The organism is Cyclobacterium sediminis (assembly GCF_054781075.1).
The window spans coordinates 461030-477290 of sequence record NZ_BAAGVC010000044.1; the positions used below are offsets into that span (position 1 = coordinate 461030).

Here is a 16261-nt window from a genome sequence, read left to right on the forward strand (position 1 = left end):
TTTTATTAAGTAAAACCTGAAAAATATAAAAAAAATGATGAAAATAAATATAAAAAATCTTGCAGTTAAATCTTTGCTGATGGCTGCGGTTGTGCTGTTTATATTTCCGTCTTGTAATGATGATATTCTGGACGAAAAACCACTGGATTTTCTTTCACCGGACAATGCATACTTAACTGAAGCAGGTGCCTTGCAAGGTATAACTGCTATTCATGACCGTGTTCGGGTTGCCTATTATTCATTTGGTGAATTTGGGGTGATGAATTGGGCTACACATGGCTCAGATATTGGTTACAATGGTGAAACCCCCGGCCCTGGAGGTTCTTATTTGAATTCCTATACTGACATGACTCCTGTTTGGCGAAATGTGATTGCTACATGGAATGTAGGTTTTGAAATTATCCAATGGGCAAATGTTTTGATTGATAGGGTGGAAAGCGCCGATCCTGAAGTGTTTGCAGAGGGTGAAGCAGGTAAAAACAAGTACATCGCAGAAGCCCGCTTTTTTAGGGGCTTTGCCTACAGATATTTGGTTTCTACTTATGGAGATATTCCACTTTTGACAGAGCCTATCAATTCTGCTAAAGCGGATTTTATTAGAAACCCGGTAGCAGACATTCATAACTTGATGGTTGAAGATTTTCAATATGCCGCCAATAATTTACCTAAACCGGGCGAAGAAGATGCTCCGGGAAGAATTACCCAAGGACCTGCTTGGCATTACCTGGCAGAAACCTACCTTGAACAGGATGATTTCGAAAATGCCGTAGAAGCAGCTTCAAATGTTATTGAAGATTATGATTACGATTTGATGTTAAGCCGTTTTGGAACAAAGCTTGGCAACGATGTATGGGGCTCCGGAGATGTGTTTTTTGACCTTTTTGGTTTTGGAAATCATAATCTTCCGGAAAATAAGGAAGCAATGTGGGTCATTCAAGTGGAGCCTTTTATAATCGGCGGAGGACAAATAGCAAGTGCCTATATTTTTGGACCACGTTATTTTGATATCGGGCTTACACCTGATGGAAAAAAAGGTTTTCAAGGAGAACTATATAATGGCTTGTATACGGGGTATTCCGATAGTCTTGGTCGGCCAACTGCAAATGGGAGAGGAACCAGTCTGGTTTATTATGGAGTATGGCAGGACAATTGGGACATTGATATCAGGAATGCTGAACATAATTTAAAACGCAATTTTTATTATGATAATCCTGAGTCAGCTTTCGACAAACAAAAAATCGACTTCAGCCTTTATGATCCACCAAGACCTGACCCAATAGCGGATTCTACTAAAATTATTTTCCCTATCCATACTAAATTTACTGATCCTTTAAATTATTTCTTGCAGCCTAACCGTTCAGGAGGAGGGATTACGCACAAAGATTGGTATGCATTGCGTTTTGCTGAAACCTTGCTAATTCGAGCCGAGGCAAATTTAGAGTTGGGCAATAATGCCTTGGCAGCAGCAGATGTGAACAGAATAAGAGAACGTGCCAATGCAACTCCTGTCTCTGCATCCGATATTGATATGGATTTCTTGTTGGATGAACGTGTAAGAGAATTGTACGGAGAAGAATGGAGGCTATTAATATTGAGACGTACCGGTAAACTTTTAGAAAGGGTTCGTAAATACAACGATAACCCTCTTGTTCCTGGAGCAGCTATTGAGGAACATAATTTCCGTTGGCCGATACCTCAGGCACAGATTGATCTAAATGTAGATGCTAATTTCCCTCAAAATCCCGGCTACTAAATTTATATTCCAAGATAATTTTAATTGGAATCAATTAAATGCTACATTAAAGGGGAGAAACTTAAGGTTTCTCCCCTTTATATTCTATTTGGTAGAGTGTAGCCATTTTTTTTATAATAAATAAAGGTATTGAATTTTAAATTCTTAGAAAGTATGAAAGGTTTTAATAATGGTATTCCCCTATTACTTTTGGTGGTTTCTCTTTTTTATCTTTCTATCCTCAAAGTAGAAGGGGAAACCTACAGCCATAGTGAATGCCAGAAAAACCCACAAGAAGGGCTTCGTTTGTCCACTTTTGATATAGATGTTACCCCTCCGGTAGGAAGTCCTTTGGCTTATGATGTTTCTATAAACAAATGGGATCTAGGTTTAAGGGCTAAAGGAATAGTGTTACAAGGAGCTGGATTACCTATAGTTTTATGTTCCATAGATTGGCTTGCCATTGGTAATGAAGGCATGGATGAATTTAAGAGAGCATTGGCGGCAGCTGTTGGGTCTACGCCGGAGCGGATTTCAGTGAATGTTTTGCATCAGCACGATGCCCCAAGGTTTGATGCAGGAGCAGAGCAAATTCTTTTGGAAGCGGGGATAGATCCGGCAATAATTAACCCTACCAACTTTGATGGAACATTTCCTCGTGAAGCGCTTAGACGTTTAACAGTGGCTGTTAAAAGCGCTTTATCGTCTCCACAACCTGTAACACATTTAGGTATTGGTAAAGCAATTGTTGATAGAGTAGCTTCAAATAGAAATATTTATGGGCATGATGGTAAAGTACGTGTTACGAGAATGTCTACTACTAAAGATCCTGATATACGTGCCGAACCTGAAGGGCTGATTGACCCTGAACTATCGCTTATTAGTTTTTGGAATGAAAACAAGCCGGTCGCTATTATGAGTTATTATGCGACCCATCCACAGAGTTATTACCGTACAGGTATTCCTAACCCTGATTTTGTAGGGGTTGCCAGATTTTTTCGTCAATTGGCTGTTCCTGATGCCCTTCATATACATTTTAATGGGGCAGGAGGAAATATTGCTGCAGGTAAATACAATGATGGATCCCATGAGAACAGACTTGTTTTTGCGCAACGTTTGGCAAATGGAATGGAAAAAGCTTGGGAGACTACAAAGAAAAAACCTATAACTGCTGCCAATGTTTCTTGGTCAGTAGAAAAGGTGGCTTTGCCTCCGGCTCCCTATTTGTTTAAAATACAAGAGGAGTTAAAATTAAGCAACGAGCTACTAAAGAAAAATAGTGGAATCGCACGAAAAATGGCATGGTTGCGTAGGACACAGACGGGTAAAACCATTGATATCAGTTGCCTAAGTCTTAATGATGCTAGAATTTTACATATGCCCGGAGAACTTTTTGTAGAATATCAACTTGCCGCTAAAGCAAGTCGCACGGATTTATTTGTAACCATGGCCGCTTATGGCGATCTTGGTATGGGGTATATTGGAACCTCATTGGCTTATGAAAAAGGAGGGTATGAGGTCAGTGAGCGCGCATCGAATGTTGCTCCTGAAGTAGAAGGGGTATTGATGAAGGCCATTAATGATCTATTAAAAAAATAATTCTAAGCTGCCTTCTATTTCTCATTTTGAAGTTTTTTTATTGACCCTCTTTTAAAGATAGTTTTCCAGCTTCTTTTGTGTAACTAATGCAAGTGGTATTTTACTTCTGAGGAGAAGTTAATTTTAACCATATCTATATTTTAAAATATTTCGTAAGTCGACCAAGGGTGTTCCCCTTCATAGTTGTCTTTTTATTATTAACCGGGAATATTTTTAAAAACTTTCTATTCTAAAATGAAAAAGTTTCTCTTTTATACTTTTTGCTTTCTCCTATTGGGGGGTATAGTAAAAGCGCAGGATTTAATTGAGTCTGCAGGCAAACTCCTTAGTATTAGGGCAGGGTATCAAGGAAATTATCTAAAAGACAATGCTTTATCCCCCTTACACTATCAAGGATCAGGAATTCAATACGGCCTTTCTTATCGGAGAATAGGTAAAAATATTTTTGGGATATCAGTAGCCTATGGAGCAGGAGAGATGCGTTCCAATGAAACAAGTGGATTTACCAATACTTTTTTAGACATTAATATTGACGTGGAATACTTATTTCGAATAAAAAATAATAGTGAATCCTTAGACATTTATTTGGGAGGAGCTTATGAAACCAATGCTTTTTTTATTGAATGGAATGATTTAGATGCATTTAGTTATACTTCCACTCAAGGAATGGCAATTAGGGGTTTGTTGACCCAAAGGATTAATGACAGACATAGCATGCAAACTTCTTTTGACATACCGATAGTCCAATTTTTAGGAAGACCTCCTTACAATGGAATCGATGAGTTTATAATAGAGAATCAGGATAATCCCGTAAAAATTATGCTTCAAGGAGAACCTGCCTCTTTAGGTCATTATTTAGGCTTGGATTGGGGTTTGGTTTATGCCTACCAAATTTCACCACGTTTGGCTTGGAACTTGGCCTATTCAATTTCCTTCCAAAAAGTAAACAATTTACACTCATTCAAGCGGATGACAATGTCTGCCGAAAGCGGAATAACCTTAAAATTTTAAGCTAATGACAGGCTTTCTTAAAGTTAATATTAAGAAAATAATAAAATCCTTGACTATTAATTATCATACTTCTGTGAGGCGTCAAAACCTTTGGTTAATAATGATTTCCATTTTTTTATATAGCTGTGAAGAGGTAATTTTAGGTGAAGAGGCACCCAATAGTCCTTTGCAAAATTTTGAAATCTTATGGAATGATTTCGACCGGCATTACAGTCTCTTTGAGGTGAGAGGGATCAATTGGAAACAGCTGTATCAAATTTATCGCCCAAAAGTTACCGATGATCTTTCTGATGAGGAACTTTGGAAAGTAATGACGGAAATGGTGGAACACTTAGACGACAGCCATACAACACTCTACAATGGAAACATTAAGTATAAATCCGGCTATGCGCTCAATGAGCAGTCTACAGCTGAATTTAGCCCTGAATTATTACTCTCAAAGTATATAGCTAACAAAACCGAGGTGGGGTCAGAAGATGAACTCTTCTTTGGGAAAGTCAAAGACAAAAATATAGGCTACATTTATTTGGGTACCATGGATGGTGATAATCCTTCAGTAATGGATGAAATAATTAAAAACTTTGAAAATACTGAAGCCATTATTTTGGATTTAAGACAAAATAGTGGGGGAGATGACAGGTATTCAGCAAGAATTGCTCAAGCCTTTTCTGATGGAGTTCACGAAATATATAGTGTACAGACTAGGAATGGAAAAGGTTATAATGATTTTGATGAGAAGAATATATACTATACTCAATTTGATGGTGACAATTCATACACTAAGCCCGTTATTGTACTTACGGACAGAAAAACCATCAGTGCAGGTGAAGTTTTCTTGCTACATATGAAGGCTTTTGATCAGGTCATTCAAATAGGAGATACCACAGCCGGTGACTTTTCTACGGTAAGTAATATGCGATTTCTTCTCAATGGGTGGAGGTATGTATATTCCATTCAGCAATTTTTATTACCCAATGGACGCAGTTTAGACGGTATTGGTCATGTGCCTGAAATTTATGTTAAGAATACAGAATATACTGTAAATAATAACACAGACCTTGTTGTGGAAAAGGCATTGGATTATTTATTGCAACAACATGGGATAGAATGAGTACCCGGTTTTATCTCTATAGTTCATTATAAATTATAGAGGGTACTAAAAAGATTATTAGGATTTTATAACTTTATGAAGTGATTACAATCCTAAATAAATCCTGAGAAATAACTTTATCTTTTATGGAAGATAGACTATTAACATTGCACCCGGAAGGTAAGAAAGGGGTAAATATCTTGACCTCTAAGTATACTGTAATCCGTGAATTTATTTTAAAAACGCTTCAAGACAGAAAAGAAATTTCCTATAAGGAACTTAATGAATTGGCCATTACCTCCTTGAAGGATGATTTTGAGGGATCAATTCCTTGGTATTTGGTATCGGTAAAGCTGGATTTGGAGGCTAGAAATATAATTGAAAGGATTCCGGGAAAAAGCCCACATTATGTAAGATTGTGCGCCAAAAAAGCATGAATTATTTTCAAAGCAGCGAAGGATGAGTTTGGCAATGAGTTTACTAGTTAAAATCCTGCCGCTGAATCCATCCCTCGGGAATCAGCCCCTGCCTCCAAAGTGCCATCCTCACGTACCAAAATGGCATCGACTTTTCCGATTGAGCCTCTTTCTGTAAGCCTATGGCCTTTTTTTCTCAAATCTTCAAATAAACGTTTGTTAGAAAAGCTTTTCTCATAGCTGATTAAATCGGGTTTCCATTGACTATGAAACCTAGGTTCGTCAACCGCCTGTTGCATTCCCATATCAAATTCAACCACGTTGATAATGGTCTGAAATACAGATGTTGGAATTGTGGATCCACCTGGCGTACCTACAACCATAAATAACTCACCATCTTTCTCTAAAATAGTGGGACTCATGGAGCTAAGCATCCTTTTCTCAGGTTCAATTTTATTGGCCTCTCCTCCCAGCACACCAAACATATTTGGAAATCCCGGTTTGATAGAAAAATCATCCATTTCATTGTTGAGGATAAAGCCTGCACCTGCGACCAACACTTTGGACCCCATGTTACCATTTAAGGTTGTTGTACTTGAAACGGCATTTCCATCCGGGTCAATAATAGAAAAATGGGTGGTTTCTTCACTTTCTTGAATGATTTCTCCCTCTTTAATTTCTGATGATGGTGTAGCCATATCAGGGTTGAAATTTTTAAATCTTTCTAATAAATAGTTTTTGGCAATTAATTGATTGATGGGCACTGGATAAAAGTCTGAATCGGCCATATAAGCTGCTCGATCTGCAAATATTCTTCGCTCTATTTCTGTTTTTAAATGTAGGTAATCAACAAATTTATCTTTGCTATTGGAAACTTTATAATCTGCTATTGTACCTAACATCTGAAGTAATATTATTCCGCCGCCGCTTGGAGGACCCATGGTTATAATGCCATAGTCTTTATAAGAGCCTCTCAATGGTGCTCTCCATTTGCTCTTATATTGGTTTAAATCTTGATGATTGATGATTCCACCGCCTCTTTTCATTTCTTCTACTAATAGATCGGCCACTTCTCCTGTATAAAAACCATCTCTTCCTTTGTCTCGGATATAGGTGAGGGTTCTCGCCAGGTCTTTTTGGATTAAGAGATCCCCTTTTTTAAATGAAGTTGCAGTAAAATGAGTAGGGTCTATTGTAGAATATTTTTTCAGTTTACTTGCATAAGCTGTAAAAAAATCGGCCTCTATTTCGGATAATTCAAAACCCTTCTCAGCAAGTTTAATTGCTGGATTTATCAATTGCTCCCAAGGAAGTGAACCAAATTTTTCATAAGCCCTGACCATTCCATCTACTGCTCCGGGTACTCCCGAAGCCAAATGGCCATTTTGACTTTTTTCTGGTAAGGCATTGCCTTCTGCATCAAGGTACATGTCTTTGTCAGCATTTATTGGAGCCTTCTCTCGATAATCTAAAGAATGAACAGTACCATCATTTTCTCTGATGACCATAAAGCCCCCACCTCCAATATTTCCTGCCTGAGGGTATACTACGGCAAGTGCCATATGCACTGCGATGGCTGCATCCACTGCATTGCCACCTTTCAGAAGGATAGTTTTGCCTACCTCTGAAGCCAATGGGTGTGCACTGACCACCATAGCCTTATCTACTAATAGTCCTGTTTGGTGTTTTTGCGGTTTACAAGAAAACCCAAATACCAGTAATAGAAAAAATATAAAGGCCTGATTTTGTGATGGATAAGATAGGTTTGTCATTAATAACTGTAAATCTGTCGATTGAATTAATTATTGAAAAATATACTGTATTGAAGAAATAGGAAATTAATGTGGTGTACTTTTTAGGAAGGAGTGTAGATCTTGTTCCAGTTCATCCAAAGACTTTAAAAATTCCGGATAAATTTCAGGGAAATTATTGGTAATCTCTTTTTCCAGCGCATTAATATTTTTATTTACCAAATTGGCTCCCAGTAGACTAAATACGGGCTTAGACTTATGAAATTTCTTTTTGATTATATTAAACTTCCCTGACTCGTAAAGTGGCAATAAAGTCCTTAAGTCTTGTACATTCAGTTCCAAAACCAACTCTATGATTTCATGGATAAGTTCTATATCCTGATCGAAATAATGATAAATCATATCGGGTTTGATCTGTTTATACATAAAATTTTTTCTGTTGAAAGCAGTGATGGCCAAAATTTAAGCAATGAATAATTAGTTACATTACTCTAATGCAAAAATAGGGCTGGAAAGGTATGATTTTACATTTTATTAGAAAATTTTTCATATAATCTTCAATTATACGAATGTTAGACTTTTAAGTTTGACAGTAATCATTGCATGTTTGTAGTTTTAAATTGCCCAAAAAGTATGTAATTGTATGGAACTTTTTATTTAAATACTTGATTAGTTTTGCAAATAAATTCAAAGTAGAGATGAATAGAAACAAGTTGATTTTTCTCATTTTTGGAATCGTTTTTTTGGTTATTATGCTGTGGATAGGTTACGATATGTCCACTAAAACCACATTTCCCGGTTCAAAACCTAATTTGAAAGAAAGGATTGAAAATGAATAGCCTTTCCATGTTTTATGGATCGCCCTAAATATTAATAGAGTTAGCTAATGCATCAACAAAAAACGGATCAATTAATTAATGCCTTAGAAGAGATTGAAATTCGCTGTGAAACGGATATCAATATTCCCTTTAAAAGAAATTTGATTGAAGGAAAGGGAGAAAAGTTACTTTCAGATGGATACAATGATTTAAATGGGGCCGGTGATATTCCCTTACTGAATCAATTGAAGCTTGACTTTAAAATAGAGAAGTTTTTATTTCTTTTTGATGATGCTTATCATTTCAACAGATACAGGCTAAAAACCTTAAAATCAGATGTTTACGATACATTTAATTTTTCTTGGCATGGCAGTTATTTGCGCATGTGCAGAACTTTTGAAAGAGAATGTCTTTTGTCAGGAGCTCAGGACAGGATTTGGAATGGCCCACCAATAGCCTCAAGATGCTTTGGAAAATCAGAAATATCACCCGACCTTTCAGGAAATGGAGCTGCAGGGTGGAAGTTAAACGCATACAATGATCTTCAATATGACTTGATCAGCAGGTTAATGGGGTACAAACTTATAAGGATCCCTGCTTATGAAAACCTTATGTTGGGAGGTAAGTTGCAACGAATCGATAAATTATTGTTACGACCAAACAGAGAAACCTTAAAATCTGTAGGTTCTTGGCTTGTTAGAAAAATGGATTAGTTGAACAAGCCAAAAATTTCCCGGTCAATTTTGCCAACAATGGTGGAAAAATCTTCAGGATTATGGACGAAATTCATGTCATTCACATCTATGATTAGGAGTTTTCCGAGTTTATAGCCCGAGATCCAATCTTCGTAGAGGTTGTTTAAGTTTTTTAGGTAAGCAATTTGAATGCTCCGTTCATATTCTCTTCCTCTCTTTTCAATTTGATCTACCAATTTGGGTATGTCTGCCTTCAAAAAAATCAATAAATCCGGAGGATTGATATAATCTACCATGGAGTGGTAAAGCATCCTGTAGTTTTCATAATCCCTCTTGTTGATCAAATTTGACTCATAAAGGTTGGTAGCAAAAATATGGGAATCTTCATAGATCGTTCTATCTTGAATGGTGGAATTTGCATTTTCCTGAATTCTTTTCACTTGATTGAACCTGCTATGTAGGAAGTAAACCTGCAAATGAAAAGCCCATTTTGGCATGTCTCCATAAAAGTCCGACAAATAAGGGTTTTCCTCTACTGATTCTAATTCAATTTGCCAACCATAATGAGCAGCTAGTTTTGATGCCAAGGTGGTTTTTCCACTTCCAATATTTCCTGAGATTGCGATATGCATAATTTTTACTTGTTTTTTATTGTTTTGAATATAAACCCTATCCTATACCATTACCATAACATAAAATTAATCTAAAATTGAATTTTCCTGTTGACTTTTGGGGAATCTAGCCAATATTTTATTAATTGATTATCGTTCAACGGGTACTAGATCCAAATGGTTGATTATACTCGATTAATTTTCCATTACCTAAACCTTTTAAATACAATATTTATACCTGATTTAGAGAAGGTAAATGGTAAAAAACATTTAACTCTTGGCTTGTTGGGTTTAAGATATTTTTCTTCCGAAATTTCTTAAAATCCCCTCTAATTTTTTTTTAAAGGCATTTTTTTCACTAATTAATTTTGATCAATTACATGTTATTTCAAATTAATTTTTAATTTTAGGAGGTCCTTTTTTAAAAAAATCAAACTTAATGCATGAGCTTGGTCTTTTTCCTGTCATGAAATAGTTTGGACATGGCCCATTTTCTCATCCAAAAGTAAACACTATATGAATCAAGAATCCAAAGGAAATGAACAAGAATTAAAGAAGACATTAGGCCCTTTTATGCTGTGGGGTTTGGGTGTCGGATACGTCATATCAGGGAATTATTTTGGATGGAATTTAGGGCTTGCTGAAGGTGGAACATTAGGTGCGGGTATCGCCATATTTTTTATCATAATCATGTATGTTACTTTCACCTTCAGTTACACAGAAATGGCCTGTGCTATTCCTAAAGCCGGAGGAGCTTTTTCATATGCTGAGCGTGGTTTAGGAAAACATTTGGGTTTTTTGGCAGGGATGTCCCAGAATATTGAATTTATTTTTGCACCACCTGCAATAGCTTCTGCCATAGGTGCTTATTTTGGGATATTTTTTCCTGAGTTGGACGCCTTATTGATAGGAGTCGTCGCCTATTTGATTTTTACAGGATTAAATATTGTAGGTCTGCAAGTGGCAGCTACCTTTGAACTATTTATAACAATTATCGCTGTATTGGGATTGTTGTTTTTTGCAGGAGTGACTTTACCTGCATTCAAAATGGAAAATTTGCAAATCAATGCCTTGCCCAATGGTTATATGGGAGTGGTTGCAGCCATTCCATTTGCTATTTGGTTTTTTCTAGCCATAGAAGGGGTTGCCAATGTTGCCGAGGAGACGATTAACCCACAAAAAAATATATTAAAAGGCTTTGGCTTTGCCTTACTGACATTGGTTATTTTATGTGTGCTTACATTTATGGCGGCCGTTGGTGTTGGAGGCTGGGAAGCCATTGTTTATCCTGATAGTTCCGGAGTTGCTTCTGATTCACCCCTGCCATTGGCCATGGGATTGGTCACGGGTGATAACCAGTTTTATTATCACCTGTTGGCCTTTATAGCGCTCTTCGGCTTGGTGGCGTCCTTTAATGGGATCATTCTTGCGGCAGGACGTACCACCTTTGAATTCGGTCGTGTGGGCTATGCTCCTAAGGCCATCGGAGCGGTAAATAAAAAATTTAAAACCCCAGTCAATGCCCTTATTTTTAATATGCTGATCGGGATTATTGCTTTATTTACGGGCAAAACCGGGGAAATAATCACGATTGCTGTGTTTGGTGCCTTGTGTTTGTATATATTGTCTATGCTTGCTTTTCTCAAGCTAAGAAAAAATGAACCGGAGCTGGAAAGGCCTTTTAAGGTGCCCTATTACCCTTTGTTTCCTATGATAGCCCTGATCATTGCTAGTCTTTCACTAATTGCCATGATCATTTATAACTTTAATTTGGCCGTGATTTTTTTCGCCATGCTATTAGGAGCTTATTTATTCTTTGTATTATTCCTTAACAAGACAAAAACTTCATGAAATTAAGTAAAGAAGAAGTCAAATCAAGTTTAAAAAACAGTTCATTTAATAAAGTAAAATTAGCCATTGTGGACATTGATGGAGTCCTCCGCGGGAAAGTTGTTTCTCTGGACAAATTCTTTTCCATATTGGATGGAGGATTGGGATTTTGTGCGGTTGTCTTTGGCTGGGACATGCAAGACAAATCCTATGACAATGTATCTGTTACTGGCTGGCATACCGGCTATCCCGATTTTCAAGCCAATATTGATTCTTCTACCTACAGAAAAATACCATGGGAGAATGACCTTCCCTTCTTTTTGGCTGATTTCAGTAATGACAAGGAAAATGGGGCCTTAGTTTGTCCAAGAACCTTATTGAAAAATGTGCAAAAGGAAGCATTAGAGGCTGGTTTTATTCCTCAATTTTCTCAAGAATTTGAATGGTTTAACTTTGAAAGTACACCCGATGGTTATGAAAGTAAAAATTGTGCAGATACCAAACCCATGACCCCGGGAATGTTCGGTTACTCTATTTTAAGATCATCATTGAAAAGTGAGTTTTTCAATGACTTGTTTGACCTGTGTCATAAATTTGACATACCATTGGAAGGCCTGCACACAGAAACCGGTCCGGGTGTTTATGAAGCTGCCATACAGTACAGTGATATTTTACTGGCAGCAGACCGTGCAGTACTATTCAAAAGTAGTGTTAAAGAAATTGCCTATAGACACGGTGTCATGGCTACCTTTATGGCCAAATGGTCTGAGGAATTGCCTGGAAATGGTGGACATGTACACCAAAGTATTTGGGACATGGACCTAAAGAATAACTTGTTCTATGATGCCAATGCAGAATGGAACATGAGTAGTACCATGCGTCATTACGTGGCAGGTCAACTTAAATGTTTACCCTATATTTTGCCAATGTTTGCCCCCACTATCAATAGTTACAAGAGGTTGGTAGAGGGAGCCTGGGCACCTACCACTTTGACATGGGCAAAGGACAATAGAACCACTGCTTTAAGAATACTTTCCGGTGGAGCTAAATCTACTCGTCTAGAAACCAGGGTTATAGGATCCGATGTTAACCCTTATCTGGCCATGGCAGCTTGTCTGGCTTCCGGCTTATATGGTATTCAGAACAAATTGGCTTTGGATAAACCTGCCACCGTAGGCAATGGTTATGAAGATTATTCCAATGGTTCAATTCCTTCCTCACTAAAAGAAGCCACAGAAGCCATGAAAAATTCAAGCATTGCCAAGTCATTGTTTGGAGAGGCCTTTGTCGATCATTTTTGCAAAACGCGCGAATGGGAATGTCGCGAATTTGCCTCCAATGTGACAGATTGGGAAAGGAAACGTTATTTTGAAATTATTTAATCTCGACTTCAATACATTTAATCACTATAGTTTTCATTTATCATAATGGATATTCTTCAAAAATATAATTTTAGTTTTCCTACGACCATAAGATTTGGTGTAGGTGTTATCAGTGAACTGGCTGATTATTTAAAGCAAAATCAATTGTCTCGGCCACTATTGGTAACTGACCCAATTGTTAGAGAACTCGATTTCTTTAAAAAAATAGAAGGTCAATTGAGTCAATCAGGTTTGTCTGTTGAGGTTTTTTCTGATGTTCATAAAAACCCTGTCAAGTCAGATGTTCTTAAAGGTAAGACTTCGTATCAGTCCACCGATAGAGATGTAATTGTGGGCATTGGTGGTGGAGTGGCTTTGGATGTAGCAAGGGCAATTGCTTTAAGCATTAATCACCATAGTGATCTATTTGTTTATGATGATTTAATTGGGGGAGATAAATACGTAACCGAGCCAATTCCACATTTTGTTACCGTACCTACCACTTCCGGTACTGGGAGTGAAGTAGGAAGAAGTGCCATTATATCTGAAGATGAAAGCAAGAAGAAAAGAATACTATTTGCACCTACCCTTATGGCAAAAATAGTATTTGCAGATCCGGAACTTACTATGGACTTGCCTTCATTTGTTACTGCAGCTACGGGCATGGATGCTTTTACACACAATATTGAAGCCTATCTCTCTAAAAATTGGAATCCTATGTGTAGTGGGATAGCATTGGAAGGCATTAAGCTGATTGGTGAATCCATAGAAACAGCTACCTTGAAACCAGATTTGGAGTCAAGGAGCAAGATGTTAATGGCATCCATGATGGGAGCGATAGCTTTTCAAAAAGGTTTGGGAATCGTTCACAGTTTGGCCCACCCATTATCCAGTTTGCTAGACACACACCATGGCTTGGCAAATGCCATTAATTTACCCTATGGACTTGAATTCAACTATGAAGGGTTTGAGGATAGGTATGAGCAAATGGGCCTTATGGTTGGATTAAAACAAGGAGAGGGTAAGAAATTTATCCAATACATCAATGACTTAAACAATACCCTGGGCTTGCCATCAAATCTTTCAGCAATTGGCGTTAAAGAAGATCATATTGATACATTGGCGTCACTTGCTATTGCAGATTTCTGTCATCCAAACAATCCAAAACCTGTCACTGAAGCTGACTTTAAATCAATTTATAAAGGTGCCCTATAGAATATGTTGAAAATTGGAATAAGTGCATGCTTCATGTATAAGGAGCCTTCTCGGATTGTGTTTGGTCCTAAAAATTTGGCCTATGTGGAATGTGATATGTTCAGTTATGTGTCACAAAAAGGTATTCTTCCAGTATTGCTGCCAGACCTACCCATGAGTCAATTAGAGGATATCTTGGCAGAACTAGATGGATTTGTTTTTCAAGGTGGAACAGATTTGGCTCCGGAAACTTATAATGAGACGCCTATAGTACCCGGCAAATGGCTGGGTGATGCCTATAGGGATACCTATGAAATGAGGATAATGGAATACGCTGTTAAGCATCATAAGCCGGTTTTGGCAATTTGTAGAGGCTTCCAGTTGATGAATGTGTGTTTTGGTGGTAACTTATACCAAGATATCTCTATGCAGAAACCGGAGGCCATGCAGCACAGGGATGCTGAGAAATATGATTCCTTGGTTCACGAAATTGTTTTTGAACAAGGTAAAACCTTGGATTTAATTTATGATGATACTGATCGGGCTGTTGTAAATTCTGTTCATCATCAAGGCGTAAAAAGCATAGGGAATGGTTTGGAGATCTTGGCCGTTAGCAAAAATGATGGAATAATAGAAGCCCTGCAAAACAAAGAAGGAAATGTGTTAGGAGTGCAATGGCACCCTGAGTTTTCGGTGGGTAAAGGAGCTCCATTATTGGACCCCTTAAAACTGTATGAATATTTTATAGAAAAAGTTAAAAATCAATAAGAATGGAAATTATCAACCCTGCTACCGAAGGTGTTATAAAACATTTAAAAGAAGATACTGCCGTTGAAGTTAGTAGTAGAATTGCTGCGCTAAAAGAAGGACAAATTAAGTGGGCACGTGTACCTTTGGAAGAGAGAGTTGCCATTATTAAAAAATATGGTGACCTAGTGATGGACAATTTGGAGGAATTGGCACTTATATTAACTTCCGAAACAGGTAAACCTATTCAGCAAGCTAAAAATGAAATCACAGGAGCGCAAAATCGAATCGCACATATTCAAAAGGATGCATTGAAATACCTCAAGAAGGAAGTCATTACTGAAGAAGGAGATACGCGAGAAGAAATCTCTTTTGAGCCCCTGGGGGTAATTGCAAATATTTCTGCTTGGAATTTCCCTTATAATGTTGGTTACAACGTGTTCTTATATGCTTTGCTGGCGGGCAATGCAGTGGCCTATAAGCCATCAGAATACGCTACCCTCACTGGGCTTAAGTTTAGAGAACTGCTTTGGGAAGCCGGCATTCCTAAGGATGCTTTTGAATGTTTTATTGGTGGAGCTGAAGTGGGGGAGTTATTGCTAGAGGCAGACCTGGAAGGTTACTTTTTTACAGGTTCTTATAAAACCGGAAAGTACATTGCCCAAAAAGTGGCTTCGAAACTAGTTCCTGTTCAGTTGGAACTCGGCGGAAAAGACCCTTTGTATGTAATGAATGATGTGGCGGATGTGAAACAAGCAGCCATCAATGCAGCAGAGGGAGCATTTTATAATAATGGTCAAAGTTGCTGTGCGGTGGAAAGAATATATGTTCATGAAGACATTTATGATGCATTTGTAGAGGCTTTCGTAAGTGAGGTTTCTACTTATAAAATTGGGGATCCATTGGCAGAGGAAACCTTTATAGGCGCACTCACCAGAAAAGATCAAATGAATTTCATCCTTTCTCAGATAGCTGATGCCAAGGAAAAAGGTGCCAAGTTACTCACAGGAGGAAAACAATGGGGAGAAAAAGGGTATTTCCTAGAACCGGCGGTATTGACTGAAGTCAATCACAGTATGGAGCTTATGAAAGAGGAGTCTTTTGGACCTGTTATCGGCATTCAAAAAGTCAAAAATGATGAAGAGGCTCTTAAATTGATGAAAGACACTGCTTTTGGTCTTACTGCAGCCGTATTCTCAGGTGATGAACCAAGGGCCAAACAATTGTTAGAAAGTTTGCCTTCAGGAACAGTCTATGTCAATTGTTGTGATAGGGTAAGCCCAAATCTCCCTTGGACTGGGAGGAAAAATTCCGGTTTGGGAGTGACCTTATCTTATATGGGCATAAGGGCATTTACCCAGCCTAAAGCGTATCAATTGAGGGGGTAGCCGGCTTTAAATCTAGCA

The 16261-nt window shown here is 37.8% G+C and carries 14 protein-coding genes; 11 read left to right on the plus strand and 3 right to left on the minus strand.

Going from position 1 to position 16261, the window contains the following annotated elements; genetic code table 11:
- Positions 1–34 precede the first annotated feature (34 nt).
- The 5 genes from ACYVHJ_RS23800 (at position 35) to ACYVHJ_RS23820 (ending at position 5869) form a co-directional block, all read left to right on the plus strand.
- Complete coding sequence (locus ACYVHJ_RS23800; protein WP_339903888.1) at positions 35–1753, plus strand: RagB/SusD family nutrient uptake outer membrane protein; 1719 nt, start codon at positions 35–37, stop codon at positions 1751–1753.
- A 153-nt stretch (positions 1754–1906) separates the two neighbouring features.
- Positions 1907–3331 carry a hypothetical protein gene (locus tag ACYVHJ_RS23805; RefSeq protein ID WP_460520237.1) on the plus strand — a complete coding sequence of 475 codons (1425 nt, stop codon included), beginning with the start codon at positions 1907–1909 and terminating at the stop codon, positions 3329–3331.
- Between the two features lie 234 nt (positions 3332–3565).
- Positions 3566–4342 (plus strand): hypothetical protein, encoded by a 777-nt coding sequence (locus ACYVHJ_RS23810; RefSeq protein WP_460520240.1) that lies wholly within the window; start codon positions 3566–3568, stop codon positions 4340–4342.
- 100 nt (positions 4343–4442) lie between these two features.
- On the plus strand, positions 4443–5453 hold the full coding sequence (locus tag ACYVHJ_RS23815; protein WP_460520243.1) for a S41 family peptidase: 1011 nt from the start codon (positions 4443–4445) through the stop codon (positions 5451–5453).
- Between the two features lie 125 nt (positions 5454–5578).
- Positions 5579–5869: a DUF6958 family protein gene (locus ACYVHJ_RS23820; protein ID WP_460520246.1), complete on the plus strand. Its 291-nt coding sequence runs from the start codon at positions 5579–5581 to the stop codon at positions 5867–5869.
- A 47-nt stretch (positions 5870–5916) separates the two neighbouring features.
- Here the strand turns inward: ACYVHJ_RS23820 and ggt are convergent, their stop codons facing one another.
- Both ggt and ACYVHJ_RS23830 read right to left on the minus strand, forming a co-directional pair.
- Positions 5917–7620, minus strand: coding sequence for a gamma-glutamyltransferase (gene ggt, locus ACYVHJ_RS23825; protein WP_460520249.1), 1704 nt, complete (start codon positions 7618–7620; stop codon positions 5917–5919).
- A gap of 66 nt (positions 7621–7686) precedes the next feature.
- Positions 7687–8025, minus strand: coding sequence for a hypothetical protein (locus ACYVHJ_RS23830; RefSeq protein WP_460520252.1), 339 nt, complete (start codon positions 8023–8025; stop codon positions 7687–7689).
- A 460-nt stretch (positions 8026–8485) separates the two neighbouring features.
- Between ACYVHJ_RS23830 and ACYVHJ_RS23835 the strand changes: the two genes are divergently transcribed.
- A complete protein-coding gene (locus ACYVHJ_RS23835; protein ID WP_460520255.1) occupies positions 8486–9130 on the plus strand; it encodes a DUF7255 family protein in 645 nt (214 codons plus the stop codon).
- Here the strand turns inward: ACYVHJ_RS23835 and ACYVHJ_RS23840 are convergent.
- Positions 9127–9744 carry a deoxynucleoside kinase gene (locus tag ACYVHJ_RS23840; RefSeq protein ID WP_460520258.1) on the minus strand — a complete coding sequence of 206 codons (618 nt, stop codon included), beginning with the start codon at positions 9742–9744 and terminating at the stop codon, positions 9127–9129. The genes ACYVHJ_RS23835 and ACYVHJ_RS23840 overlap by 4 nt on opposite strands.
- 495 nt (positions 9745–10239) lie before the next feature.
- Here ACYVHJ_RS23840 and eat point away from each other — a divergent pair, with 495 nt between their 5' ends.
- Genes eat through ACYVHJ_RS23865 form a run of 5 tightly spaced genes read left to right on the plus strand, consistent with a single transcriptional unit; the run spans position 10240 to position 16243 of the window.
- A complete protein-coding gene (gene eat, locus ACYVHJ_RS23845; protein WP_339904755.1) occupies positions 10240–11574 on the plus strand; it encodes an ethanolamine permease in 1335 nt (444 codons plus the stop codon).
- A complete protein-coding gene (locus ACYVHJ_RS23850; protein ID WP_460520262.1) occupies positions 11571–12935 on the plus strand; it encodes a glutamine synthetase family protein in 1365 nt (454 codons plus the stop codon). The genes eat and ACYVHJ_RS23850 overlap by 4 nt, the downstream gene beginning before the upstream one ends.
- A gap of 45 nt (positions 12936–12980) precedes the next feature.
- Positions 12981–14129, plus strand: coding sequence for an iron-containing alcohol dehydrogenase (locus ACYVHJ_RS23855; RefSeq protein WP_460520265.1), 1149 nt, complete (start codon positions 12981–12983; stop codon positions 14127–14129).
- Positions 14130–14132: 3 nt separating this feature from the next.
- Positions 14133–14876 carry a gamma-glutamyl-gamma-aminobutyrate hydrolase family protein gene (locus ACYVHJ_RS23860; protein WP_460520268.1) on the plus strand — a complete coding sequence of 248 codons (744 nt, stop codon included), beginning with the start codon at positions 14133–14135 and terminating at the stop codon, positions 14874–14876.
- Between the two features lie 2 nt (positions 14877–14878).
- Positions 14879–16243 (plus strand): aldehyde dehydrogenase family protein, encoded by a 1365-nt coding sequence (locus ACYVHJ_RS23865; protein ID WP_460520271.1) that lies wholly within the window; start codon positions 14879–14881, stop codon positions 16241–16243.
- The last annotated feature ends 18 nt before the right edge of the window (positions 16244–16261 follow it).